The organism is Pantoea sp. PvP021 (assembly GCF_054056055.1).
The window spans coordinates 367,875-394,322 of sequence record NZ_JBSRXX010000002.1; the positions used below are offsets into that span (position 1 = coordinate 367,875).

Annotated in this window: 25 protein-coding genes; 14 read left to right on the forward strand and 11 right to left on the reverse strand. The window is 51.8% G+C overall.

The features are described from left to right. Positions 1-57: 57 nt before the first annotated feature. Positions 58-1,116, reverse strand: coding sequence for an SDR family oxidoreductase (locus tag ACVKSX_RS10875; RefSeq protein WP_010670548.1), 1,059 nt, complete (start codon positions 1,114-1,116; stop codon positions 58-60). 97 nt (positions 1,117-1,213) lie between these two features. Between ACVKSX_RS10875 and ACVKSX_RS10880 the strand changes: the two genes are divergently transcribed. After that, the gene (locus tag ACVKSX_RS10880; RefSeq protein ID WP_354438646.1) at positions 1,214-2,128 is read left to right on the forward strand and encodes a LysR family transcriptional regulator; all 915 of its coding nucleotides are present in this window, start codon (positions 1,214-1,216) and stop codon (positions 2,126-2,128) included. A 502-nt stretch (positions 2,129-2,630) separates the two neighbouring features. Here ACVKSX_RS10880 and ACVKSX_RS10885 read toward each other — a convergent pair. The 6 genes from ACVKSX_RS10885 to ACVKSX_RS10910 form a co-directional block, all read right to left on the reverse strand. After that, positions 2,631-3,014, reverse strand: coding sequence for a tellurium resistance protein TerW (locus ACVKSX_RS10885; protein ID WP_132499194.1), 384 nt, complete (start codon positions 3,012-3,014; stop codon positions 2,631-2,633). 99 nt (positions 3,015-3,113) lie between these two features. Then, positions 3,114-4,052: an HpcH/HpaI aldolase/citrate lyase family protein gene (locus ACVKSX_RS10890; protein WP_033760738.1), complete on the reverse strand. Its 939-nt coding sequence runs from the start codon at positions 4,050-4,052 to the stop codon at positions 3,114-3,116. A gap of 2 nt (positions 4,053-4,054) precedes the next feature. Next, positions 4,055-5,140, reverse strand: a complete 1,086-nt coding sequence (locus tag ACVKSX_RS10895; protein WP_132499192.1) for a cysteine protease StiP family protein — start codon at positions 5,138-5,140, stop codon at positions 4,055-4,057. A gap of 13 nt (positions 5,141-5,153) precedes the next feature. Continuing rightward, positions 5,154-5,918: a hypothetical protein gene (locus tag ACVKSX_RS10900; RefSeq protein ID WP_132499190.1), complete on the reverse strand. Its 765-nt coding sequence runs from the start codon at positions 5,916-5,918 to the stop codon at positions 5,154-5,156. Continuing rightward, complete coding sequence (locus ACVKSX_RS10905; protein ID WP_354438644.1) at positions 5,911-7,044, reverse strand: phosphoribosyltransferase domain-containing protein; 1,134 nt, start codon at positions 7,042-7,044, stop codon at positions 5,911-5,913. Before ACVKSX_RS10905 ends, ACVKSX_RS10900 begins: the two co-directional genes overlap by 8 nt. Before the next feature lie 17 nt (positions 7,045-7,061). Continuing rightward, positions 7,062-8,147 carry an ATP-grasp domain-containing protein gene (locus ACVKSX_RS10910; protein ID WP_132499186.1) on the reverse strand — a complete coding sequence of 362 codons (1,086 nt, stop codon included), beginning with the start codon at positions 8,145-8,147 and terminating at the stop codon, positions 7,062-7,064. A gap of 309 nt (positions 8,148-8,456) precedes the next feature. Between ACVKSX_RS10910 and ACVKSX_RS10915 the strand changes: the two genes are divergently transcribed. The 7 genes from ACVKSX_RS10915 to ACVKSX_RS10945 all read left to right on the forward strand — a co-directional run bounded on the left by ACVKSX_RS10915 (position 8,457) and on the right by ACVKSX_RS10945 (position 14,372). Continuing rightward, the gene (locus tag ACVKSX_RS10915; RefSeq protein WP_033760730.1) at positions 8,457-9,035 is read left to right on the forward strand and encodes a TerD family protein; all 579 of its coding nucleotides are present in this window, start codon (positions 8,457-8,459) and stop codon (positions 9,033-9,035) included. Next, positions 9,035-10,189, forward strand: coding sequence for a TerD family protein (locus tag ACVKSX_RS10920; protein WP_354438643.1), 1,155 nt, complete (start codon positions 9,035-9,037; stop codon positions 10,187-10,189). Before ACVKSX_RS10915 ends, ACVKSX_RS10920 begins: the two co-directional genes overlap by 1 nt. Before the next feature lie 19 nt (positions 10,190-10,208). After that, positions 10,209-10,664 carry a tellurite resistance TerB family protein gene (locus ACVKSX_RS10925; protein WP_033760726.1) on the forward strand — a complete coding sequence of 152 codons (456 nt, stop codon included), beginning with the start codon at positions 10,209-10,211 and terminating at the stop codon, positions 10,662-10,664. Positions 10,665-10,698: 34 nt separating this feature from the next. Beyond that, the gene (locus tag ACVKSX_RS10930; protein ID WP_132499184.1) at positions 10,699-11,742 is read left to right on the forward strand and encodes a TerC/Alx family metal homeostasis membrane protein; all 1,044 of its coding nucleotides are present in this window, start codon (positions 10,699-10,701) and stop codon (positions 11,740-11,742) included. Positions 11,743-11,799: 57 nt separating this feature from the next. Further along, complete coding sequence (locus ACVKSX_RS10935; protein ID WP_013360015.1) at positions 11,800-12,378, forward strand: TerD family protein; 579 nt, start codon at positions 11,800-11,802, stop codon at positions 12,376-12,378. 74 nt (positions 12,379-12,452) lie between these two features. Next, entirely contained in the window at positions 12,453-13,028 is a 576-nt protein-coding gene (locus ACVKSX_RS10940; RefSeq protein ID WP_033760720.1) for a TerD family protein, read from the forward strand. 87 nt (positions 13,029-13,115) lie between these two features. Then, entirely contained in the window at positions 13,116-14,372 is a 1,257-nt protein-coding gene (locus ACVKSX_RS10945; RefSeq protein ID WP_236352469.1) for a VWA domain-containing protein, read from the forward strand. Between the two features lie 32 nt (positions 14,373-14,404). Here the strand turns inward: ACVKSX_RS10945 and ACVKSX_RS10950 are convergent, their stop codons facing one another. Then, positions 14,405-15,619 carry a DUF4236 domain-containing protein gene (locus ACVKSX_RS10950; RefSeq protein WP_163763512.1) on the reverse strand — a complete coding sequence of 405 codons (1,215 nt, stop codon included), beginning with the start codon at positions 15,617-15,619 and terminating at the stop codon, positions 14,405-14,407. Positions 15,620-16,304: 685 nt separating this feature from the next. On the opposite strand from ACVKSX_RS10950, the gene ACVKSX_RS10955 reads away from it, so the two are divergent. Next, complete coding sequence (locus tag ACVKSX_RS10955) at positions 16,305-16,976, forward strand: hypothetical protein (RefSeq protein WP_354438642.1); 672 nt, start codon at positions 16,305-16,307, stop codon at positions 16,974-16,976. Between the two features lie 90 nt (positions 16,977-17,066). On the opposite strand, the gene ACVKSX_RS10960 is transcribed toward ACVKSX_RS10955, so the two are convergent. Beyond that, on the reverse strand, positions 17,067-17,918 hold the full coding sequence (locus tag ACVKSX_RS10960) for a Vmh family MBL fold metallo-hydrolase (protein WP_354438641.1): 852 nt from the start codon (positions 17,916-17,918) through the stop codon (positions 17,067-17,069). Positions 17,919-18,064: 146 nt separating this feature from the next. Here ACVKSX_RS10960 and ACVKSX_RS10965 point away from each other — a divergent pair, with 146 nt between their 5' ends. From ACVKSX_RS10965 to ACVKSX_RS10975, 3 genes are all read left to right on the forward strand, one after another. After that, positions 18,065-18,946: a LysR family transcriptional regulator gene (locus tag ACVKSX_RS10965; RefSeq protein WP_191917377.1), complete on the forward strand. Its 882-nt coding sequence runs from the start codon at positions 18,065-18,067 to the stop codon at positions 18,944-18,946. A gap of 38 nt (positions 18,947-18,984) precedes the next feature. Further along, positions 18,985-19,404, forward strand: coding sequence for a bleomycin resistance protein (locus ACVKSX_RS10970; RefSeq protein WP_167423133.1), 420 nt, complete (start codon positions 18,985-18,987; stop codon positions 19,402-19,404). 486 nt (positions 19,405-19,890) lie between these two features. Then, on the forward strand, positions 19,891-20,193 hold the full coding sequence (locus tag ACVKSX_RS10975) for a hypothetical protein (protein ID WP_033787153.1): 303 nt from the start codon (positions 19,891-19,893) through the stop codon (positions 20,191-20,193). A gap of 318 nt (positions 20,194-20,511) precedes the next feature. Here ACVKSX_RS10975 and gabP read toward each other — a convergent pair whose 3' ends face one another. Further along, positions 20,512-21,927 (reverse strand): GABA permease, encoded by a 1,416-nt coding sequence (gene gabP / locus ACVKSX_RS10980; RefSeq protein ID WP_264367463.1) that lies wholly within the window; start codon positions 21,925-21,927, stop codon positions 20,512-20,514. A 76-nt stretch (positions 21,928-22,003) separates the two neighbouring features. Continuing rightward, on the reverse strand, positions 22,004-23,290 hold the full coding sequence (gene gabT, locus ACVKSX_RS10985) for a 4-aminobutyrate--2-oxoglutarate transaminase (protein ID WP_354438638.1): 1,287 nt from the start codon (positions 23,288-23,290) through the stop codon (positions 22,004-22,006). A 110-nt stretch (positions 23,291-23,400) separates the two neighbouring features. On the opposite strand from gabT, the gene pdxR reads away from it, so the two are divergent. Next, positions 23,401-24,891 (forward strand): MocR-like pyridoxine biosynthesis transcription factor PdxR, encoded by a 1,491-nt coding sequence (gene pdxR, locus ACVKSX_RS10990; RefSeq protein ID WP_182500568.1) that lies wholly within the window; start codon positions 23,401-23,403, stop codon positions 24,889-24,891. 97 nt (positions 24,892-24,988) lie between these two features. Beyond that, complete coding sequence (locus ACVKSX_RS10995) at positions 24,989-26,365, forward strand: glycoside hydrolase family 10 protein (protein WP_194716229.1); 1,377 nt, start codon at positions 24,989-24,991, stop codon at positions 26,363-26,365. Positions 26,366-26,448 lie beyond the last annotated feature (83 nt).

Below are 26,448 nucleotides of genomic sequence, written 5' to 3' on the forward strand. Positions count from 1 at the left end.
AATGGCCCGATGCAGAGAGCGACTTTCCTGCTCTCTGCATCTGTAATCAGCGGATCATCACGGAATGATCCGGGCCGCCCGGAAGCGGGCAAACAGATCGCAGAACATCTTATCCGTTGCGCGATAACCGTGGAATCCCGCCCGCCGCAGTTTGCTGCCGTCGCCAAACATGTCGTAATCCCAGCCAAAAACAAAATCAGCGAAGACACCATCACTGAGCGCCAGAATATCGGGCTGGAGCAGCGCGTCGGCAGCGGCGATTTCCCGCCACAGCGCACGATAATCCTGAAATAGTTGCCGGAACGACAGCGAAACCGGCGGCGCGATCTCCAGTTCAAACCACGCTGCAATGACCGGCCATAGCTCACTCCAGCGCCAGAGATCGCCATTATTGATATTAAAGGCCTGATTGCGTGCGTCAGAAGTGCGTGCGGCCCAGATCGTCGCGTCGGCCAGCAGAGTGGCATCGGTAAAATCGACCATACTGTGCCAGGTTTCCGGCGAACCGGGAAAGCGTAAGGGCAGCCGCGCCGCGCGACAGATTGAGGCGTACAGCGCCAGGCTCAGCGCCAGGTTCATGCTGTTGCCCGGCCTGTCACTGCCGACCACACCGGGCCGCAGCGCACTCCAGTGCCAGGCTTTACCTTGCTGTTGTGCGCTCAGCCAGTTCAGCTGCGCGACGTTAAACTCAGCACCCGGTACACCAGGATCGCTTTCCCGCGCCGGCGTTTTAAAGCGTCCGAGATGGGCGCCATACACCTTGTATCCCTGCATCAGGCTGACATGCTCAAGTGGTGCGACATCCTCCATGGTCTGAACCAGATTTTGCAGCATGGCAAGATTCGGCCCGACCATGGTTCCCCAGTCAGAAGCGTTCAGCCAGGCGCTGTAAAAGATATGCGTGACGTCGGTGAGTGATGCCAGCCGTTGCTGGCACTGCTGGCTATCGCGCAGATCAACCGCAATCACCTCTGTGCCGCTGACTGCATAGTCTGACCGATGCGTCAGTGCTTTGACCTGCCAGTGGTCTGCTACCAGTGCCTGACTCAGTTGCTGACCGACAATCCCGCTGGCACCCGCCACCAGCGCAACCTTCTTATCCTGCGTCGTTTTCATGATCATTGCCCTGTTAAGAGAGAAGCTGCATTCTCACCTGCGTTTATTTCTGATTAAATCCCCTGAACCGGATGTCACTTATCAGGAAAATCAATAAATGCAGAACAAACTGAATGCGATTCAGACCTTCATCCGGGTTGCTGAAGCGGGATCTTTTTCGGCGGCGGCCCGGCAAAACGGCATGAAGCAGTCGGCGGTAAGCCAGCAGATTGCCGCGCTTGAAGAGGCGCTGGGGGTTGTGTTGCTGCACCGCACCACCCGCAAAATGGCGCTGACGGAGCAGGGTCAGCATTATCTGCAGCAGGTCAGGCAGCTGCTCAGCGCGATGGAAGAGCTGGAGCAGCAACTACGGCCTGAATCGCAGCCTCTGCACGGCAAACTCTATATGCAACTGCCGAGCGGCATCGGGCAGCGGCTTATGCCGCATCTGATTGCATTCCAGCAGGCGCATCCCGCGCTGCGTCTGAATATTGCGCTGGAGGATCGCCTGTCGGATCTCATTGGTGAAGGCGTTGATGTGGCAATCCGCCTCAGCGAATCGCCGCCCGCTACACTGGCTGCCCGTTCACTCACCACGGTTGAAACCGTGCTGGTGGCTTCCCCTGAGTGGATAGCGCGAAACGGCACGCCGCAAACTCCCAGTGACCTGCAGCACCATCCCCACATACGTTTTAGCGGCGTATCGCCCGATGCGCCGCTGCAGCTGGTGTCCGCGACCACGAGGGTGTCTGTGCCGGTGGAAAGTGCTTTTCGCTCTAACAACAGTGATGCATTGATGCAGGCCCTTGAAGCGGGGCTGGGGATCGGTGGGTTACAAACACTTATCGGCGCAGACGCGCTGGCATCCGGCCGACTGGTGCGGGTTTTATCGGACTGGCGGCTTCCCGACCGCTATCTTTATGCTGTGTTCCCCGATGCCCGCTTTATCCCGGATAAAGTGCGGAAGCTGGTCACGCACTTAAGTGAGGTACTGGTGGGGTTGCAGGGAACAGGGCAGAAACTCAGCGAATAAGGTTGAGAAGAAAAATACATGGATGAGCGCAGGCACAAGAGGCGTGATCAGAGTTATCTATTACTGGATGAACACACAAGGCCAATTCATCCTGTTTAGAGATTTGAGGGCGAATGGAACGAAAACGTACGTTAGTGAATTAACTGCCTGATATATAATAGGCATGAAATTACCCTGTAAATGGTTTTTTTAATCGGGAAATGGTATTTAATAGGCATTGATGTCTACTAATCGTTTTTTTATACGATTAATTTTCTCTTATCGGACGTTTCCGTACAGTTGGCCTTCGAACCCCATGTCAGGCATGTAATTGCATGATTTAACGTCCTATTTCAGTGACCCTGATCCTAAATCCTGTTCTATTCTGAAACAGAATTCCTTCATGATATTCACTTCGCTGAGCGGATATTATGCCTAATCAAATATAATTACTTCATACATCGGATGGGGATTTTAATCCTAAATCAAACCAGCCTTTTGGCCGTTTTGATTTAGGAGATAACTATTTCTCTCTGACAGGTAGTACTTCCTTTGCGAGCCATTCCACAACCTGGCTTCTGTTCAGCCCATTCGCGATTGCATAGCTATCAATCTTACGAATGACATCAAGTCTTAGCGAAAGGGATACCGGCTTCTTACCTTCCTTATCAAGCTTTACTCCTGAGGATACGCTCCCGGCAAATCCAGCTTGCTCACGTGCGGTCAGAACATCACGCATATGTCTTAACAACTTGGTAGTTAAAGTACCTTTTGAGGCTAACTGGTATTTACTGGTTGCCTTGTTAAATTTGATATCAGCCTGAAATTCTTCTCTGACTTCACGAAGATCACGCGTAAACGTGGGTTCGGAGCAGTCCATCTCCTGAAAAAGCGTGTCCTTACGCACGGGCTTTCCTGTACTCAGTAAGACAATCAGTTTGTATTGTCTCAGCTGTTTAGGACTGATGGTCATAGCACACCATATCTCTGGATAATACGCGCCTCATTAACGTGAGGCTAAAATTACATTTTCAAACTGCTTAGCGATGCCGCAATACTTGGATTGCTCCAGTACGGAGACAGCCCAGTTGCGATGCGTTGCAGGCTCACACATCGCTCCCTGCGATTTAAAAACGGCCTGAGATGAGTTGATAATGCGGAGGGCATCCTCATAATCGTCTTTCTCGACCATTAATCCCTGGTGAATCAAATTCAGGTGCGAAGGGTGAATAGCTGTTTTACCCACCAGACCATGTGCAACGTCCTGAGTTAACTCCCGCTGCAGTAACTCGATGTTGTCGATTTGCTCGCAGACGGGCGCAGTCAAAGAGAAACCACGAGTGGCGAAAACCGATACCAGCATCTTCACTACATAGCCCATGGGGCCATCGTAAAGTGTCATGTTCTTCGGATGTCGCATAGAAATAACACTCATCAAATCATTGCCACCGATACGCAAAGCGACTATGCGATCACGACAAGCATGGTTTTCAAGCAGAACCGCAAGCTCAGTCATTTCCTGTACGTCATAGACCTCTCGCGTCTCAAGCGTAGGCATGAGCGCGAGAGTCGTCGCTGAAATGATTTCCCACCAGGAGGGTAAATTAGATTTGGTAAACTTTGGCACAACAAAACCATCAATTCCCACCAGATCGTAATTTTCGACGAGTTCACGAGCCATCTGAGCATTACGGGGGCGTATAAAGACCAATGGGCGACTATCCGGGCTGTCTTGATTAGCTGTGTGCTTCAGTTCATCCAGTAGTTCACTAAGGTTGTACAGGGCCATATCGACCTGTTCTTCACTTACCGCATCTTCCAGGCAAATGACCATTGAGCGAAGCTCTGGGATCTTGCCACGAAGGATGACTTCAGCTAGGTCGGTGCGAGTTGCTGGCATATAGAGTGTTGCGCCAAGCATGAATGGAGATATGTTCTTGCTCATGATCATGCCACCTTTTTGATGATAGTGACGGCCCGATACTGTCCAAGCGCTTCGCCAACTTCTTCAATGTAGATGCCGCGTTGCTCGGCAAGGTACACAAGCAGCTCCACATCTTTATCGTCTTTACTTTTAACAAGCACGTGATCGGGCACTCTGCGAAGCACAGCGCGGGTCGCTTCAGCGATTCCCGGTTTAATGCGGTTGATATTTGTAATGCCATACTTTGCTGCCAGCTGGTCAATAACCTGCAGGCTGATCTTACGCTGATTGTTATTTTGAGATGAGAAGGGCGCAGCTACTGGCACATCCTCTTCACACAGCTTCTTCCTGATATGGTCAATAGTATCCACCAACATTGTGCTGCATTCGAATTCCTTGAGGTGGCCACACTCCATGCATCCATGAAAGCCTGACTCCGTCCACACTGAACGGGAGACCATTCCCGATACCGGAGCCCCCATGATGCCAAATGGGATCAACCAGTCATCATCAGATGCGGCCAGCCAGGCGCAACCTGCCGGGTCGGCAAGCACAGCAAGACGAGGAATATTAGGGTATCCAGTTCGTCCCTTGAGGCTTTCTAACAGCTGGTTAGTTATCGCACCTTTACCTGTCCAGCCGTCAACAAACACGATCCCGCCTGTTCCATGTTTTGCCTCGATGTAATCTAGGGCTTCTGTATCAATACCCCTGTCCCGGATGATGCTGATAGCGTAATGGTGCGATTCCAGACCCATGTCTGTCATTGCTCGCTGAAGCATTACGCCTAATGGCACACCGGCACGAACCAGGCTCACCAGGATAACAGGAGTATTGCCAATATGGCTGACGAGCCCTTTTGCAAGACTGAGTACTTCCTTCGCCATCCGCGCTGCACCCAAATCCAGTGCACGGCCAAACAATTCAAGGTGTGCAGAACTCGGGGCTGGTTCCTGGCTCAGCATGTCGGAATAATGCTTTTGTCCAGACTGAATAAGATGTTCTTTTTCGTCGACTGGCGTCATTTCCATTTGTACCGTCGTTAACAGGAACTGGACGTCAGTTGAGAGGTATGAGCCGTGAAATGGCTTTGGTGCGAGAATAGTCATGTGGATTTATCCTCTAAAACAATTTCTGACTGACTGCATCAGCAAACTGACTTCTGGATGGCATGCCAAACCAGTGGCAGTGCTTCATGAATGTGTGGTCGCTGAGGCTGTCGCCAAGCCCTAGCACAGGAAACGCGCCGCGTTCCTCGCGCAGTTTCTTTAGAAGCCACTCAACGGCCAACCCCTTTTGAACACAGTTGGGGATCCAGGCAACATTGTTGCCGTTTTGATGAATATAAAAATCTGTTGTGTCAAATGCTTTTACAGCGTTCGCATTAAAGTCAAAAAGCTCCTTTATACGAGTACTGTCCTGATGCTTCATGACGAAATACACTGGTGTGCCGTCATATTCATAGTTCATGCGGCACCATGCATTCACACCTGAGTCCAGTAGCTGAGCGCTCAGCCTCTCCTGATATGAAATGAGCTGTTCACGCATACCTGACAGTGCCGTTTTGACAACGCGCGCCCATTCTTCGTTAATTGATCCGTCCGGGTTAGTGATAACAGCGCCATGCGTCATGACTTTCCATGAATTAAATGGGATTTGGACGCGTGAAGTTTCTTCTGTGCCACGGGCAGTAACTGGAATAAGTTCTGCGGTTGTAAGAAGCCAGTCCACCATCATCGACTGTTCTTCGGACATAAAGCTTCTTGGTTGAAGCTCCCGATCAAGGGCACCTGTGCGATAAGGAATCTGGCTGTTTTCATAGAGCATCTTTCGTTTCGTCTGAAACAACGTGTCATCCAGATCGCAAAGAGCAAGCGGCTTATTCATAGCAAATGACCTCAACACGTGGAGCGACCTTACTGAGTGCAGCGAGTAGCTGCGGGCAGACGGACGAACAGGGTGTTTCAACGCAGACAATCACGCGCTCAAAGCTCTGATGAGCGACGTTATAGACAAAATTAGGGATACCGAGACCGTAGTTATCGGTGAACGCAATGATTGACTCAATTGCCATTCCCTGCGCAATGGGAGAACGTGTAAGAGAACTAAACTTCACGATTGCTCCTTCATTTTCCAGTCGTTCAGCCAGCAGGAAGGGCTGCCAGATAAATTCCCCTGAGCCTATAACGAGAATGGTTTCACCGGGCTCAGTCTGGAGATGGTTGCCCAGTTTAGACGTCGTCTCATGCATACCCAGTCGGCCCCAGTCCTGGCGAACGGACACAGGAACTGTGCCGCTTGCTGTGACGTTCACGGATGGCATAGCTGGGACGGGTGCATTCAGGCGAGGCTCCCATTTCCACTCCCCTTTCACGAGCGAGACGACGTCAACCGGGAGTGGGCAACTGTTGGTAATGGCATTGTTGCTCCAGTCAGTGAGTGTAACAGTTACCACACGTGTCACGTCCGAAAGACCCGCATCGCGAAGAGCCTGTAACAGATTCAAAAACGTTTTACCTGTAGTGGCTTCATCATCGATAAGAACCAGAGTTCGGGCATTTAATGCACGTCGACGCAGTGTGTCATCTTCCGGCTGGTAGATGAGGTGATCTGTGGCGTGACTGTGATCTTCTTTGAATTCACAAAGTAGTTCGCCGTCGACCGGATGACGTGTGCTGGTCAGAAATACAGGCTCTGCTACGCGCGAGCTGGCCTCACGGAATACCCCTGCAGCTAGACCGACGGCTGTTTCTGCCATGCCGATAAACAGAACCGGCTCAGGTAAGTCAGCAGGAATGCCAGCGGCCAGCTGGACATAGGTCTCCTTCATCAACCCAGGTGCAACCGGGATGTGGCGGCCCAGGACTTTGCTGACAAACAGGAAGGCACGTTTAGGATTATTGCGCTGAGCGATGTCGAAAAGCATTTCGAGCTCAATCGCGCTGTTAGTTTTCACGGTCAGAGTTCCGCTAGTGAGCTCACGCTGATAAACCTGTTGTTGTGAAGGGGTCATGTCTTCCTGCCTTATTTCTAATTATTGGAAGTCGGTGATGGAGTGATGCTGCAAAACGGCAGTGGCTTGACTGAATGCGTGGGTATCACTGTGGTGGATTTAAAGCGCAAAGCATTTACCAGGACGTCATCATCAGAAATGATACCCAGCTGCCTTAGTGCATAAAGCCCAGGCAAATTCACTTCACTGTGAGCTGTGTAGCCTATTCCTCCAGACGGGCGGAGATTAGCTTCCAGCAGGACGGGCATACCATTTTCATCGTTGCGGGTCTGCACGTTAATCAATCCATCCGCACCGAGTGCTTTTGCACAATCGATGGCAAGCTGATAAGCAGGTCCCTCGTTCTCAAGCGTTTGCAATGAACCGACTTTAGTCCTGGCGACAGCGGCCAGGACGCAGCCATTTTCGACCAGCATGTCTACTGAACATTCTGGTCCGGGAAGATACGGCATGACTATCTGTATCGGTAACTCTTCTCCGGCCAGTTCCGCTCTCTGCAATGAAGCAATCGCGACATCAGGATGTATCTGTCGGTAGTCAGGATTATTATAAAAGCTGAGGGTTTTAGCAGTGCGCTTGAGGATCCAGAATCCCAAGCCATAAATGCCTTTCACTGGCTTGATGCATGGCAGCACCCCCCGGGATTCAAAGTCTTCAAGCGCGCTGGAAAGTTCATCAGGGCTTTGTACTTTTACTGAAACGACGGATGGCAGACCATACATCATCATCCTGATACTGAACTCTGCTTTGTTATCGGCCAGCTCAAAGGTCTCAAGGTTCGTCGCACCGGTCGTCAGCCTTACGCCCATCTCTTCGATGGCATAACGATAGCGTTCGAGAAGATGCCCACGTTTTCCGGCATGAATGGCGACGACATTATGCTTTCTGCAGATGCCGACAATAAACGGGAGCAGGTCTTCGGTTTCATCAGGCTCAAGATAAGCAATATCTGCTTCAGAAAGGATTTCAGGGCGCTCACTTCGGTGGGACGCAATGATACTGAAATCCTTGTCAAACTCTGTGCGGGCCATTTTCACTAAGGCAAGCATGTCTTTCTGAGACGATACGCCCTCCATAAACCAGATGGATACAGGTTTAGCCATGCTGAAGTATTCCTTAGATTTGATGCTGAAATGACGATTAGGTGAGTGTAGGCATATCTGTTTTCTTAAGCAATCATATTATGATTATTTGAGGTTTGTCGTATTTAAACTAAAATTTAGGTCTTTACATAATTTGACTTAATTTCATAAATAAAATAAATAGCCTTCTGTATCAGCAATATAATCATTATTAAAGTGTCACCATAGTATTGCATTATTGCGAGTGAAAAAAGTCATGTTATGATTGTCTTTCTTTGAAATTATCGACGATTTTACTACAGCAATAACACCTATCAGTAAGGGGATGTGATGGTATCTTTAAGTAAGAATCAGACGATTTCGTTAGCTAAATCCAGCAGCGCAATTTCACAAATTCAGTTCGGCCTCGGCTGGGATCCTGCCAAAAAGAAAGGATTGTTTGGCAAGTTACTTGGCGGTGGTGACAGCATCGACCTCGATGCAAGCTGCGTCATGTTAGGCACTTCGGGCAACGTTATTGATACAGTCTGGTTCCGCCAGCTGAAGTCTAACGATGGCTCAATTCAGCACAGTGGTGACAACCGTACAGGCGAAGGTAATGGTGACGACGAAACAATCATCGCTGACCTGTCCCGTCTCCCATCAAATGTTGAGCACCTGGTCCTCACAGTAAACAGTTTTACAGGACAGAGCTTCAATGATGTCGAAAATGCTTTCTGCCGCGTTGTCGATCAGCAGGGCAAAGAGCTGGCTAAATACACACTCACTGAGCAGGGCTCACACACGGCGGTCATCATCGCTTCTCTGAGCCGCAGCGGCGGTGAGTGGAACTTTACCGCTCACGGTAATACATCGCGTGGCCGTACCATTCAGGACATGATCCCTGATATCCAAGCGGTAACCCGCTAATGAACCTGACGCCGGGGGGCAATGCCTCCGTTCCTAACCAGTCGCTGGTGGTGCGTATATCCTCCGGCACACCCGTAGATGTGTCGTCCTTCCGTCTGTATGACAACAGTAAGGTGCGTGGCGATCTGGATATGATTTTTTACGGCCAGCGAGAGAATGATGACAGCACCATCCGTTACTCCTCATCTGGTAATGAAATCATGTTTTCGGTCAATCTGCCGCAGCTGCATCATGATGTGCAAAAGGTGGCTTTCACCGCAACCTGTGATGCAGGAAAAAATGTTTCTCAGACCGAGCGCCTGGCGATTCAGGTTGAAGCGAATGGCAACGTTATCTTGCGCAGTCATGTCGACCTCACAGGGCGTACTGAGGCGGCGCTGATTCTGGGTGAGCTCTACCGACGTAATGGAGAATGGAAGTTCCGCTTTGTGTCACAAGGGTTTAACGGGGGTCTTCAACCTCTGGCTGAACACTTTGGAGTGGATATCTTAGATGCTCCTTCAGCCAGCCCGACACCTCCGCCAGCTCCAGCTCCAGCAAAGGTTAACCTGAGTAAGGTCAGCCTGACCAAGGAAAAGCCCTCAATCAGCCTGACGAAAAAGGATGATTACGGCCAGATACGCGTAAACCTGAACTGGAATCAGCACAGTCGCTCTGACGGCGGCTTCTTCAAAGGCATCTTCAGCAACAATAAAGGTATCGATCTGGACCTTGCTGCGTTTGTTGAGCTCTCTGATGGACACCGCACGATTGTTCAGGCGCTGGGTAATCAGTTTGGCAGCTTCCGAAATGAACCTTATGTCGAACTTCAGGGTGACGATCGTACGGGTTCCGTCAGGGACGGTGAGTGGATACATATCAACGGTTCTGAATGGAAACACATCCGTGAGGTGCTGGTTTTTGCCTTTATTTATGAAGGCGTACCTAGCTGGGAAAACACCGATGGTTCAGTGACCATCACTGTGCCGGGACAGCCACCGGTTGAAACGTTCATGACTGAAGGTAACAACCGTCAGAATATGTGCGCCATTGCCCGTCTGGTGAATGAAGGAGGTGCGATCCGCGTGGAGCGTATCAACCGTTATTTCAGCGGACATCAGGAGCTGGATCAGGCATTCGGTTGGGGTTTCAACTGGAAAGCAGGCTCTAAGTAGTTATCTAAGAGGGTTAGACATGAGTTTCTTCAATAAGCTTAAAGAGTCATTTAATTCCGGTCGTGATGAGCTGACCAAACAGGTTGGGCGCTACAAAAACCGCGCCTTCCTCGAAGGTACAGTTGCAGTCTGCGCTCGTATTGCTGTCTCAAGCGATGGCGTCAGTTCTGAAGAGAAGATGAAAATGATGGGGTTCCTGCGAGAATCGCCTGAGCTGAGCATCTTCGACACTACTGAAGTGATCGAATTTTTCAACAAGCTGGTGACGTCCTTCAATTTCGACATTGAAGTTGGGAAGGGCGAAACCATGAAGTACATCCTTGCACTTAAAAATAAACCAGAGCAGGCACAGTTAGCTGTCCGTGTAGGCATCGCTGTGGCGAAAAGTGACGGTAATTTTGATGAAACGGAAATGGCAAACGCTCGCGAAATCATTGAAGCCCTCGGCTTTACGACCAGCGAGTTTGGCCTGTAACGGTTACTGACTTTCAATCTCTGGAGCTAAACACATGCAATCCACCCACATCGGGTTCCCGATCGAGACAGTAGCAGTTTTCCTTCTGCTGTCAGTCGGTGCCATTTTTATCGATTTGTTCATGCACCGCCATGACAAGCCAATCTCTCTGAGGAGCGCTGCAGCCTGGTCGGTCTTCTGGATCTTCATGGCGCTGGCATTTGCGGGCTTCCTGTACATCCATCACGGTCCGGAAGTTGCGAGTCTGTTCGTAACGGGTTACGCCTTGGAAAAAGTGCTGTCGGTCGACAACCTGTTTGTCATGATGGCTATTTTCTCATGGTTCGCCATTCCGAATAACTTTCGTCATCGCGTGTTGTATTGGGGGATTATCGGCGCAATCGTGTTCCGTGGCATTTTCGTTGCCATCGGTACCAGTCTGCTTGCTCTGGGCCCGTGGGTGGAAGTTGTGTTCGCAGTCATCGTGGGCTGGACTGCGGTAATGATGCTGAAAGGCGGCAATGATGACGATGGAATCGAAGACTACTCGCAGCATCTAGCTTACCGCATGGTCAAACGATTCTATCCTATCTGGCCAAAGCTCAAGGGTAATGCATTCGTAATCAGCCAGAAGGAAGTGGATGCAGAGTTGGCTAAACCAGAAAATGCCGATGTTCAGGTGGGACGCATGTCCAAAGCAGCGCGTTACGCAACCCCGATGCTTCTCTGTTTAGCCGTTGTTGAACTTTCAGATGTGATGTTTGCATTCGATTCAGTTCCTGCAGTCATCGCGGTCAGCCGTGAGCCACTGATCGTATACAGCGCCATGATGTTCGCTATCCTCGGCTTGCGTACGCTTTACTTTGTGCTTGAGGGACTGAAGCAGTATCTGGTTCATTTGGAAAAAGCCGTTATCGTTTTACTGTTCTTCATCGCCGTGAAGCTGGGTCTGAACGCAACTGAGCACTTTTTCCATCACGGCTATTCAATCAGTGCGACTATGAGCCTCTACGTGGTTATGGGTGTACTGGCAGTAGGTATCATTGTAAGCCTACTTTTCCCGGCTAAAGACGAGCATAAAGAAGAAGGGCGCGGTTAACCGCGTCGTTAATCACAGCATACAAGGTATGCACCAACACGATTTGAGGATAACAACATGGCAGTGACTCTCTCTAAAGGCGGCAACGTATCACTTTCTAAAGTGGACCCGACTTTGAAAAACGTGAAAATCGGTCTGGGCTGGGATACCCGCTCTACCGATGGTCAGGACTTCGACCTGGATGCATCAGCTTTCCTGCTGACTGACGCTGGCAAAGTTCGTGGTGATAACGACTTCATCTTCTACAACAACCTGAAATCCTCTGACGGTTCCGTTACCCATACCGGTGACAACCGAACCGGCGAAGGTGAAGGCGATGACGAATCACTGATTATTGAACTGAACCGCGTACCACAGGAAGTGACCAAAATTGTGTTCGTGGTTACCATCCACGATGCAACCACACGCCGTCAGTCTTTCGGTCAGGTCGCGAATGCCTTCATTCGCCTGGTGAACAACGACAGCAATGTTGAAGCCGCTCGCTACGATCTGTCTGAGGATGCCAGCACTGAAACCGCAATGCTGTTTGGCGAACTGTATCGCCATGCTGGGGAATGGAAATTCCGTGCCGTAGGCCAGGGTTATGCTGGTGGTCTGGGTTCAGTTTGTGCTCAGTACGGTATCAACGCGTCTTAATAGAGTTTCACATTACGCACTGATCTTACGCCCGGTTTAACCGGGCATTAGCCAAAAGCAATGAGGAATTAAACATGGCAGTAAACCTGACGAAAGGCGGTAACGTAAACCTGTCCAAAGAAGCACCAACCATGACCAAAGCAATCGCAGGTCTTGGCTGGGACTCTCGTGCGACTGATGGTCAGGCATTCGATCTGGATGCCTCTGTATTCCTGGTTGGCGCAGACGGAAAAGTGCTGAGCGATCAGCATTTCGTTTTCTTCAACAATGCAAAAAGCCCGGACGGCTCTGTCGTTCACCAGGGTGACAACCGTACTGGTGAAGGCGAGGGTGATGATGAACAGGTTAAAATCTCCCTAGCTACGGTACCGGCTGACGTTCAGAAAGCGGTCTTTGCCGTCACCATCTATGACGCTGAAGCCCGTAAGCAAAACTTCGGCATGGTATCTAACGCTTACATCCGCATCGTGAACGAAGACAACAATGCGGAAATCGCGCGTTACGACCTGTCTGAAGATGCCAGCACCGAAACAGCAATGGTATTCGGCGAACTGTATCGCCACAACGGTGAGTGGAAGTTCAAAGCCGTAGGCCAAGGGTTTGCGGGTGGCCTGTCCGCTCTGGCTTCACAGCATGGCGTCAGCATCTAAATAAAAACGCTGTATCAGCCTCTTCCACTTTGAAGGGGCTTTTTTTTGCCTGTGTTGGCAGGTGTAACGTGATTAATGGGGATTAATATGGATCTTTTACCCGGTCAGAATACTGTTATTAGTGCCAGCCAGATAGAGGTTCGCCTCTCCTATACTCAGAAGACAACATTTCGCAGCGACTTAGATGCATCGGCTTTTCTCCTGGGAGAAAATGATAAAACGCATTCAGATGAAGATATGCTCTTCTTCAACAACAACAGCAACGCGAATAAAAGTGTCACTATGCGCTCTGAGCAGGGTGATACCTTCTTTGCTGTCGATCTGACCACTCTTCCCTCATCTGTTTCCAAAATTGCCCTGACCGTTGTGATTGACGGTCCGGATACACTGGATGGACTTGAACAGCTCAAAATGACTGTCGACGGCCATACATTTAACGTGTCGCTGCAGGGAAGAAGTGAGAAGGCGCTGATCGTAGCCCATATCTATCGCCACAATGGGCAATTCAAAATTCGAGCTGTAGGTCAGGGATTTGATGGTGGTCTGCATCCGCTGGCTCTTCACTTTGGGGTGGATGTCGCAAGCCCTGAACCAGCTCCATCTTCAGCGCCTGTTCCTACCTCAAATACGACTGTTAGCCTGGAGAAAAAGCTGGCGAAGGCACCGGCACTGGTCAGCCTGGCGAAACCCATACGCGTCAGCCTGGAAAAGCATCGTCTCTCAGACGTAAAAGCCCAAGTTGCCTTTGTACTGGATGCATCCGGGTCAATGACCGCGCAGTTCAAGAAAGGCAATGTGCAGAAAGTTTTAGAAAGGATTGCAGCTCTGGCTGTCCAGTTCGATGATGATGGTTTAATGCCGGTCTGGGGTTTTGCCGAAAAACACAAACGGTATGAAGATGTGACCCTAGACAATCTGGATGGTTACATTGAACGGATTCAGAAAGACGGCAAGAAGGGCATGTGGGAAATTCTGCCTGGCCTTGGCGGTACGAACAACGAACCCCCAGTGCTGGCTGATATCATTCGTGAATTCAGAAATTCAACCTTGCCAGTGTATGTCGTTTTCATCACAGATGGCGGCATCAACAAGACCCGTGAAATTAAAGAGAAGATCGTCGAATCCTCTGGTTGCCCGATATTCTTCAAGTTCGTTGGTCTGGGCGGCAACAATTACGGGATTCTGGAGAAGCTCGACAACCTTAGCGGACGTCCGGTCGATAACACCCACTTTTTCCCGATCGATAACTACGATCGCCTGAGCGATGAATACCTCTATGACCAGCTGCTGGTTGAGTTCAGGGAGTGGTTAGATGCAGCGCGTAAAGAGGGTATCTGCCGCTGAATAAGTATAACCGGCCATGAGGCCGGTTTTTATTAAGCACTGAATGGCGTGATGGGCTGGAAGAGGTATGTTGAGCTCATGCGTCTTTGTACTTCGAAGCGCTCAAAAGCCTCTACCGGGTTGACGTAATCCAGATTGCTGAAATTCAACCCCTCAAAATCCCGTCGGTTGATCCTTGCAGAAACAATATACTCATCTTCCAGAAAACCACTTTGCTTGCTTATGCGCTGTGTGAAGCCGCTAATAACTACCTTCTCAAAGGGAAGGGCACAGAATGCCATACCGGCTACTCGCATCAGTATGCCGTGAACGTGTAGCGCGTATCTTTCCCTGACTGCCTTCTGTGAAATTTCCTTTTCCAGAATCTCCGTTCCCTTTGCGTTTAACCGAACCGTCGAAGTAGGCATATCTTCAACTTCCGGGCAGTCGACTTCTATCAGGATGGCAGAGCGTTCTGGTTCAACCTGGAAGGCCACTAACGTTTCACGGGGCCAGTCAGTTGCCTGTAGTACCTCAGTCAGTAATGATTCGAAATACCCGCTGTCGGCGTCAAAACGGCGGTCGATATCACCAGCTGCATGCTGAATCTTTTTATCGTGTTCTGCAGCGTCATACTGCCAGTGCGAGTATTGTTCTGCCCAGAGCTGGCGAGCCGTCTGGTATCGCTTCAGGGTTAGCGCATTTTCCTGCTGGCACATTTCGACTTCACGTTGCCATCTTTCCAGATTCAGACGCTGTCGTTCCTGACGTGCGTCTGCAGATTCGAACATCCGGCCAATGAAACCACGGCCATGATCATCACCAGGCTGTGTAGGTTCAGCTAACGGGACGGGTTTTTCCGGGCGCATGGGGGCGGGTACTGCGTATGGCTTAAGTGCCAGTTCACGGTAATGATGAAGTAACTCAGAGTATGTATGCCCGTTTCTGGGATCAGGCGTCAGCAAATGGATATTAATGATGGCCTCCACCGCGCTGTTTAACGCCTCGACTTCCCTCTCAAGTTCATCACGCAGGTGTCCATTTGCTTCGGCTTGAAGTGCTCTCTGTCTGCTTGAAGAACTGGCCCGGTCCAGCCGTGTCCGGTAGCTAAGGCCGGTGCCTGGCAGACCAAAGTTTGCGTATGTTCCTCTCTTACCGAACGACACAGATGCACCTCGCGGCCCCACGCTCATGCTCGCACCTGAACCACTGAGGTTTAGCCTGACTCCCGGCATTATACTTATTGATTTTCGAAATCTTAGTCCCATTTCCCTGACCATAAGTTTATAAGTACTGGAAGAGTATATTTTTATGTCATAAGTGTCTTCGGTAGTCGAATAAATATTTTCTTGAGGTCGTGCCTGCACTCTTCTTGGGGGTTGTCCGTTAGAGAAGCGGCCGTGCTGATAACTGGGGTCGAGGGCCAATTAAACGGAAATGTACGATAAGAGAAAAATAATCGTATAAAAAATCGATTAGTAGACATCAATGCCTATTAATTGCCATTTCACGATCTAAAAATCATTTATAGGGTATTTTTCATGTCTATTATGTGAATGTTTATCAGCCAGTTACTTTACTAACATACGTTTTCGTTCCATTGGCCCTCAAATTCTCTTTACTATCTGTGATAAAGATCAACGCGACGATCTGACGAAGCAGCAGCGTGATGCCTTGGCGACCGCACTGAACGTGATCAAAAAAGGTTTAAGACATGACTGAACGCGATATTTTCAGTGAAGTGATGACAAGTGTGCAGGAGCTTAGGGAGCTTCAGAAGGGCAAAATCACACTTAAGAGTTATAAGGTCTCCAGGCGCACCCGTTTCCCCAATTCGCCTCATAAGTTCACGCCTCCCGCCCAATCTTAAGGGGGTCACATTCAGACCAACGACACTTTTCACCCTGATCAGGGCGTGGCAGGATAAGCGCAATCTATCAAGGAGTGTGCCTGATGTTACTGAAAGGTATGAACGATCCGCTGCTGAAAGCGTATCAGCATCCCAAATCACGGATGATGATCAGTCGTTTCAGGGGGCTGGCGGGGGATCGAAGACTCAGTGACTGGCAGGCGTTCTGTATTCTGGTCACCGGCTTTACCAATTACTGGTATGTGCATGCAGGTCACTACACCATTAATGTCACACTGACTAAAACCCGCCAGTTCGACTTCCTGCAGGACTTTCTGCATTTCACGGTCACGCTGGATGGGTTAATTGGTGATGAACATTTTCATAGTCCGGACTTTGTGCTGCCCCATTACGATGTGCCCTACGAATTCTGTCGCTGGCGTAACAAGCGCGGCTATGATGCGTTAACTACCTATGTCAGCAAACAGGGTGTGAAATCCCATAAAGGGATATTTGTCGCCTCTGAAGGGGCTTCCCCGGAAGAGCAGGTGATGAAATGGGAAGGTGTGGTCAACGTCTATGACAAAACCTTTTTTAGCGTGACTAACTTCAGCACCACCCAGGAATTTCTGATCAAAGACATCAGTAAATCCATACAGGAAGGATTGCTGAAGCACCTGAGTTTTTACCGCGATCTGTTTCACTATATCTTCCCCTCACCAGTGGAGGCGCGGTTGCAGGCGCGCGATGACAGGCGCTATCTGGCTAAAAGATAGCGCCCGGGCATCTTTAGATCAGGTCAATGGGTTCAGCCGGGTCTGCTTAAACGTTGCAACCCTGGTAGTCAGCTGGCCTCTCAGCGGGGTTTACCACTTCAACTCGCCGGTATTGACTTTGGCGCTGAGTTCCAGTGAAGCCGGTTCTGCCAGTTTCGGCCAGGCGGCTTTCATGGCGGTAATCACCTGCGCTGAGGTTTTATGTTGCGCCAGCGCCGCTTCAAAACTCTTCAGATAATTCAGGGTGAAATCCACCGCCTGTGAACCGGCCGGACGGGCACCGAGATAGTGACCCGGAATCACGTTCTTCGCGTTCAGCGTCTGCATTTCGGTCAGGATATGACGCCATTCAGCGCGGCTCTGAACGGTCTGGGTGTCAGCCGTCCAGACATGAATGCCAGAGGAGAGGGCGGTACCGCCCAGAATGGTGCTCGCAGACGGGATCCAGATATAAGCGGCGTATTGCTCCGGATGACGCAGCTCCAGCACCTCGCCGTCGACGCTAAAGCGGGTCTGATGGGTCACTTCAGGCACAAACACCTTATCCGGCGCGCCCTGCTTCATCTGTGGACCCCAGTATTTCAGCTTGGCGTCATGCGTCTGCTGGATATGCTTCACCACCGCCGGCGCGGCAACCACCTTCACGTCCGGCCAGGCTTTAACAATTGGCTCCAGACCAAAGTAGAAATCGGGATCGCCAGAAGTGATCACAATTTCCTTTAACGTTTTTCCGCTCTTTTTAATCATCTCTGCCAGTTTTTCACCGTCCTGGGTGCTGAACTGGGCATCAAACAGAATCGCTTCGGTTGGCCCGGTAACCAGTGTTGAGGAGACGGCAAAGATGCCCTTTTCCTGCGGATTATAGGTTTGCAGTTGCAGGGTGGCTGCGCTGGCGGAGGCCGAGGCCAGCACCAGCATCACAGGTAACAGCGTAGTTTTCATTGAGGATCCTCAGAGATAAATGCCCGATTCAGGCAGGCGTAACGGGCGATGTTCAGTATCAGTGGCGCTATTCTACGCATCTGGCTATCTGTTAGAATTCCCGCAATCAGAGATGCTGAGTTTCATAATCCGAACAGGTGGAGTGGATGGACAGAGTCACGGCGGCAGCCGTTTTCAACCGGATATGTGAACTGGGCAGCCTGAGTGCCGCCTCACGATCGCTGGGGATCTCTCGCCCGATGGTCAGCCGTTATCTGGAGGAGATGGAAAAGTGGGCGGGAACGCGTCTGCTGCATCGCTCTTCGCGCCAGCTGACCCTTACGCCTGCCGGTGAGGCGATCCTGCAAAAAACCCGTCAGCTGGCCCTGCTCTCAGAGGCGATCCAGCAGGAAACCACCCAGGGCGTCCCGGCCGGAACGCTTCGCATCGCCTGCGCCCACTTTACGGCTCTTCATCTTGTCGGCCCGGTGATCCCCGATTTTCTGGCGCGTTATCCGGCACTGCGCATTGAGCTGGAAATTAACAATCAGCCAGTAAGCCTGATTGGTGAGCGTATCGATCTCGCTATTCGCATCACCGACTCGCCAGAGCCGGGGGCGATCGCACGCCGTCTTGGCGAATGCTGTTCTGTACTCTGCGCTTCACCTGAGTATCTTAAGGCGCGGGGTAACCCGGAAACCCCGGACGATCTGGCTCAGCATAATTGCCTCTACTACAGTCGCTTTGCCGGACAGAGCTGGCATTTTACGGCGGCTGGCGGGGAGAAAATCGCGGTTGCCGTCAGAGGAAATTTCAGTGCGGGTATCTCTTCACTATTGTGTGACGCGGCGATAGCGCATTGCGGGATAGCGATGGTGCCTGAGCAGGAGGCTCGCCATGCACTGGAAACAGGGAAGCTGGTAAAATTACTGCCCGATTATGAGCCGCAACGTATTGGCATATGGGGGCTTTACCTGTCGCGTGAGCACCAGTCTGCCGCACTGCGGCTGATGCTGGATGAGCTGCAAAGCAGAATCCAGAACCGGTGATCAGAGGGGCGAGTAACCGATCAAAATGGAACCTTACTATGAGTGATAATCAAACCCATTACTGGAACCCTATGGTGCCAGAACTGACCGTCACTGACTTTGCCGCTTCGCTGCATTTTTACACCGTGGTGCTGGGTTTCAGTGTGAGAATTCAGCGCCAGCAGCCTGATTTTGCTTACCTCTGCTATGGAGAGGTGCAATTGATGATTGAGCAGTTCCACCCGCAGGGCTGGAACATAGCCGATCTGCGCTGGCCGCTGGGGCGGGGTATTAATTTCCAGATTGAAGTCGATGATGTTCAGGCTGTGCTGACGCGTTTGCAGCAGCATGCTGTTCCGCTCTATCGGCCGCTTCGGGACAACCACTATGACATCGGCGAGACCACCGCCTGTCAGCGGGAGTTTCTGGTGCAGGACCCCGATGGTTATCTGCTGCGTTTCAGCCAGTATCTGGAATAAGCTGAACGTGTTTTGGCAATATTAATCAGCAGGAGAATGGCTTGAGTAAAATAAACGTTCTCTTCGGATATTTTATATTGACTGTTCAATCATGATCAACGGAAGCCTTTAATAGCAGCGTAGTAAAGTCATCTAAAGCGCGAAGAGTTACCTGCTGTTTACCACCGTCACATTAATCATGACCTTTTCCACTAACGGAAGGCGCTATGCATTGCGTGTTAACTATTTCAAAGCGTCATTAAGTAACAGGCGGCCATGATTTGCTGCTACAAGGCCATAATAAAAAATGAATGTAAGAAAGAAAATTTATCCAGCGATGGTCTACACTCTCGTTAGCTGGCTGGATTAGGATTATTCTTAACAAAAGTTTTTTAAGGGATTTCATTGGGCTAAGCGTTCGTAAATTTACATTTATTCGTTCACTCAGCACTTAATCTTTGGGAATGTGAGCCGATAACAGGTGATACATACTCAGGAGGACGCACAATGAAATCTTTTTTATCTGTCTGCATTAGCACGCTGCTGATTGCCCTGGCCGGACCGGTTATTGCGGATTCAAATTCAGGCATGCTCACCTTCAGCGGAGCCATTACTAATGGTTCATGTAATATGAATGTCGGACAAAATCCTGTCGTGTTTGACTGTTTTGATCCCGCCAGTGGTAAGGCTGTGGTCACTACTGCTGACCTGATGAATCCCGAATCGCTGACCAAGTTACCTCTGGAAGTAAAAATGCACTGGTTTAATCCTGAAAAGAGCAAAGGGATACTTTACGTTACCTATCTTTAACGCTTCTCCTGAAGTTTTATTCTGAACGACAGTGCAATGCCTTAGCAGCAACGGTGACATGGAACCTAAAGATATAAACCCATAACCAATACAGGGTTTATCATTAAGTCACTAAGAGCCAGTGAAGTATCTTTTTTGAAATTTTTAAGTCAGCATCGGGGAATTCAGTTTACCGTATTCATCATCAGCAGATAATGTGTGCATCTTATTAATCCCTTGCATAATCGAGGGTTAATACGCGTTGCATCTGTTGATATGCAAAAAAAACCACCTTTGCTGTCAAAGGTGGGTTTAATTTATAAAAAGCTTGCGTGAAGATCAGTAAGAGTCAGAAGAGCGCTGAGTAAAATATTTCGTATTCTGACGCTTCTCCTTTTTACGACGCAGCACCAGGCTGGTGGTAATAATCAGCAGTGTCAAACCGCCGGTTGCCAGTAATTCAGCCTGATGTTTCGCATCAAACAACATGATTACCAGCACCGTGACGATAAACAGGATAGTGACCCACGTCAGGCCAGGAAATAACCACATCCGGTAACTCAGGACTTCACCCGCTTTCTCGCGCTTTTTACGCAGCACCAGGTGGGACGCAGCGATCACCAGATAGACCAGCAGTGCAATCGCTCCCGACGTGGCCAGTAAAAATTCAAACACCACGCTGGGCGCCAGATAATTGGCGATCACCGCCAGAAATGCAGCCGCGGTAGAGAGCAGCACAGCAATCCACGGCGTGCCGCTGCGATTGGTGCGTGAGGCAGCCGCCGGTGCATCTTTGCGGCGTGACAGGGAGTAGAGCATGCGCGATGAGGTATAAAGCGCAGAGTTAAGACAACTGCACACCGCCATCAGTACCACCAGATCGACAATCAGTCGGGCGTGCGGGATGTTCATCGCCTGTAACACCGTCTGCCATGAACCCTGTTCAACCAGCCCTGGCGCATTCCACGGCACCAGCGCCACCACAAAGAAAATCGACAGCAGATAGAACAGTGCAATACGCCAGATGACGGAGTTAGTCGCCTGAGTAATCTGCTTGCCGGGATTCTTCGACTCTGCGGCGGCAATCGTGACAATTTCTGTGCCCATAAAAGAGAACATGGTGGTCAGGATGGCAGCCACTACCGCGCCGATACCATTTGGCATAAATCCGTGAGTGTCATAGAGATGCGACAGGCCGCTGGTATTGCTGTCAGGCAGCACACCAAACACTGCCGCACCTGCCACGCCCAGGAACAGGATGATGGCAACGACTTTGATCAATGCAAACCAGAACTCAAACTCACCATAATTTTTCACGCTGAGCAGATTGGTAATGGTCAGCAACAGGGTGATAGCAAACGTGAACTGCCAGATGGCGACATCGGGGAACCAGGCATGAAGAATGGTTCCCGCCGCATTGGCTTCCAGCGGGATCACCAACACCCAGAACCACCAGTAGAGCCAGCCGATGGTAAATCCGGCCCAGCGTCCCAGCGCTTTATCGGCGTAGGTTGAGAACGAGCCTGAATCGGGTGAGGCGACGGCCATCTCGGCCAGCATCCGCATAATCAGGACCACCAGCGCACCGGCAGCGGCATAAGAGATCAGCACCGCGGGGCCCGCTTCAGAAATAGCATGGCCGGAGCCAACAAACAGCCCGGCGCCAATCACGCCCGCAATTGAGAGCATACGCACGTGGCGCGGTTTCAGGTTTTGAGCCAGCGAATCTGCATTCGCACTCTGAGTCATCGTCATGTAAACGTCTCCTGTCGACGTCCGGCCTGGATGGCCGGACGAACGGGGATGAACTTGCGTTAACGCGTCAGCGAAATCAGGCCGGGACGACGGGATGTCCGGCGGGTGCGACACAGTGATCGATCACCGTGGAGAGAATGGTCAGCGCCAGGCTGAACTGCGCATCCGGAATGGTGAGCGGGTAGAGGAAGCGGATGACGTTGCCTTTGGCTCCGCAGGTCAGCAGCAGCAAGCCCTGTTCCATCGCCATCTTCTGAACCGCCTGCGCGGTGCTGGCCTGATAGAACTCCATCGCCACCATCGAACCCAGCGCACGCACTTCAGCAATATCCGGATGTTTGCGTTGATGTTCCTGGAGTTCTGCTTCAAGCCGGGCACCGAGATCAACGGCGCGCTGGCAGAGCTGCTCCTCTTCAATTACATCCAGCACCGCATGGGCCGAGGCGATAGCCAGCGGGTTTCCGGCATAGGTTCCGCCCAGACCACCTGGTGCAGGTGCATCCATCACCTCTGCACGACCGGCGACCGCGGAGAGCGGCATCCCGCCTGCCAGGCTTTTCGCCATGGTGATGATATCGGCCTTCACCGGGTAGTGTTCCATGGCAAACAGCTTGCCGGTACGGGCAAATCCACTCTGGACTTCATCCGCAATCAGCAGAATGCCGTGACGGTCAGCCAGCTCCCGCAACTGCACCATAAACTCTGCAGGTGCCGCATGGAATCCACCTTCGCCCTGCACCGGCTCCAGCACGATCGCGGCGACGTCATGGGGCGCAATGTCCTGCGTAAAAATTTCTTCAAGGCTGGTCAGTGCCGCCTCGATGCTGATCCCCTGAACCGCGCTGGGATAGCGTGCATGGAAGACTGACGGCGGCATCGGGCCGAAATCCCGTTTGTAAGGCGCCACTTTTCCGGTCATCGCCATGGTCATAAAGGTGCGGCCATGGAATGCGTTACCAAAGGTGATGATGCCGTGGCGGCGGGTATAGGCACGCGCCACTTTTACGGCATTTTCTACAGCTTCAGCCCCGGTGGTGAAGAAGGCCGTTTTCGCCGCACCGGCGATGGGAATCCGCTGATTAATACGCTCGGCCAGTGCGATGTAGCTTTCGTAAGGGGTGATCTGGAAAGCCGTATGGGTAAACTTTGTTAATTGATCGGCAATCGCCTGTTCAATGCGTGGATGGCGGTGGCCGGTGTTCAGTACCGCGATGCCGCCCGCGAAGTCGATCCAGCTGTTACCCTCCTGATCCCATAAGGTGGCGTTCTCTGCCCGGGCAACGTACCAGTCGCACAGCGTACCGATACCTTTGGGGAGAGCCTGTGCTTTGCGCTGCTGCAACAGGTTATTTTTTTCGCTCATTTATTCCACCTCGTTAATATGCGTGTTTACAATTCCCGACAAACACGTTTATTTATGCCTGAGGCGTGGTGAGTTGCCAGAGCCAATTGTCAGAGGAAAGGTGGAGCCAATTGCGACTCTTATACGCAGATCATCTATTAGCGCGGTTACAGTTTTTAAGAACTGGCTCATTACATCAGCGGCTGCTGAACTGCATGCAGGCCGCCATCGCTGAAGAGGTGTTTCCGCGCGGAAGCCGTTTGCCGCCAACCCGCGATCTGGCGCGCGAACTGGGCGTGTCGCGAAACACGGTTATGCATGTTTATGAGAGCCTGATGGCTCAGGGCTATGTTACCGCGCGGACCGGCAGCGGCACCTGGATTGCAGAGACGCTGCCGGAAAACTCTCTGCAGAGCGATGCGATAGCCGACCTTCAGGCGGTGAAGGCGCAACGACCGGCAACGCTGTCGAAGCGTGGCGCCAGTCTGCTGGGTCACGCGACAGCATCGCCTTACCAGTGGGGCGCGTTTGTCCCCGGCGCGCCCGATGTGACCGAATTCCCCCACAAGCTGTTCAGTCAGATTCAGGCGCGTCTGAATCGCGAACCTGACGTTCACCGCCTGGTCTACAGCAGCGGCGGTGGCTGTCCCGATCTGCGCCATGCGCTGGTGGATTATCTGCGGGTGGCACGTTCAGTAAGGGCTGATGCTGACCAGATCCTGATCACCGAAGGGGTTCATCAGGCGGTTGATCTGGTGACCCGGGTGTTGTGCGATCCTGGCGATCGGGTCTGGATGGAGGAGCCAGGCTACTGGGGAACGCGCAATCTGCTGCGCATGAATGGCCTGAAGATTCGGGCGATGCCCGTGGATGAGCAGGGACTGGTGCCGGACAGCGGCCCGGCACCAAAGATGGTGTTTGTGACGCCCTCTCATCAATATCCGCTGGGTGTGCATCTGAGTCTGGCCCGTCGTCAGGCATTGCTCACCCTTGCACGTCGCCATCAGAGCTGGATTGTGGAAGATGACTACGACAGCGAATTTCGTTTTTCCGGCCAGCCTCATCCCTCACTGCAGGGGCTGGAAGCGGATGCGCCGGTCATTTACATGGGAACGTTCAGCAAAACGCTCTATCCCGCGCTGCGCATTGGCTACATGGTGGTGCCGAAACCGCTGGCACAGCCGTTGCGCATCGCCGCGGCAGAGCTCTATCGCGGCGGACATCTGCTGATTCAGCGTGCGCTGGCGGAGTTTATCCGGCTGGGCCATTACATGGAGCATATCCGCCGGATGCGCCTGCTTTACCGCCAGCGGCGGCAGTTTCTCTGCAGGCTGATCGAGCGCTATCTGGGGCCAGCCTTTTTACCGGCATTCAATCATGAAGCGGGGCTGCATCTGGTGATCCCGCTGCCAGCAGGCGCGGATGACGTGGCGATAGCCGCGGAGGCGCTAAAGCGCGGCGTCAAAGTACGGCCACTTTCGCAATATTATATGCACCCTCAGGAGGCGCGCGGATTGCTGCTGGGTTACGCCTGCGTCAATGAGCGGCAGTGTCAGGATGCGTTTGGCACACTTAAAGCCTGTCTTGCGTCCGCCGGAATGGTATTCACTCCGCAGCGCTAGCGGGTTCAAGGGTGCTTTTTTTGAAGGAGGGCGGTTTTACTGCCGCCTCTGTGCTAACGCATTGACATTTAATCAGAGTCACCGAGAATACTCCTCTTTGCGCCCCGACCAGACAATACTGGAGTCTATCATCGCCTTTAAACCCTTTACTGCACCGGCCCGTGCGGCTATTAAGCGAGGCGCCGCGCTGGCTGCCGCGTTGTTGCTGGTCAGTTGCGCATCTGAGCCGCCGAAATCGCTGGTCACACCTTTTCCGCCCGTGACGAAACAGCCGTTACCGACGCCCGGCAAGCCAGCACAACCTCATGCGCAGGAACCGATGCGGGGCGTCTGGTTAGCTACGGTTTCACGTCTTGACTGGCCGCCGGTTGCCTCGGTGAATGGCACCAATCCGGCGCAGCGTATCCGCCAGCAGCAGCAATCGCTGATCGACAAGCTGGATAAGCTGAAAAGCCTGGGCATCAACACGGTGTTTTTTCAGGTGAAGCCTGATGCCACGGCGCTCTGGCCCTCAAAAATCCTCCCCTGGTCAGATATGCTGACAGGAAAAATTGGTGAAGATCCGGGCTATGATCCGCTGCAGTTTATGCTGGATGAGGCGCATAAGCGCGGTATCAAAGTCCATGCCTGGTTCAACCCTTACCGGGTGTCGGTAAACACTAAATCATCTACCGTCAGTGAACTGAACCGCACGCTGTCACTGCACCCGGCCAGCGTTTTTGTGCTGCATCGCGACTGGATCCGCACTGCAGGCGATCGCTATGTGCTCGATCCAGGTATCCCTGAGGCGCGTGACTGGATCACCAGTATTGTGGCCGAGGTGGTGGCGCGTTATCCCATCGACGGTGTGCAGTTCGATGACTACTTCTATGCGGAATCTGCCGGTTCACTGCTCAACGATAATCAGACCTTCAGCCGTTACGGTCAGGGGTTTGCCAGCAAAGCGGACTGGCGGCGTCACAATACTCAGCAGCTGATTGAGCAGGTGTCACGTACCATCAAACAACTGAAGCCGGACGTGGAGTTTGGTGTCAGCCCGGCGGGCGTCTGGCGTAATCTGTCGCATGATCCTGCCGGTTCCGATACCCGCGGAGCGGCGGCGTATGATGAAGCTTTTGCCGATACCCGCCGCTGGGTGCAGCAGGGCTTGCTGGATTACATTGCACCTCAGCTCTACTGGCCTTTTTCCCGTCAGGCGGCCCGATACGATGTGCTGGCAAACTGGTGGGCAGAGGTCGTGAAACCGACTAAAACCCGGCTCTACATCGGCCTTGCTCTCTATAAAGTGGGCGAGCCGTCAAAAGTTGAGCCTGACTGGACACAGCAGGGCGGCGTACCGGAGCTGAAAAAGCAGCTCGACCTTAATGAATCGAACCCCAATATTGATGGCACGATTCTGTTCAGAGAGAACTATCTGAATCAGCCGCAGACTCAGCAGGCGGTAAGCTATCTTAAAAGCCGCTGGGGAGGCTGAGAAACGCCGCGACAGCATGACCAGTGCGGTTAAGTTTTTCCTTGTGACTTGCTGCTATTCTTGCGCTTTATATGGGAGGAACC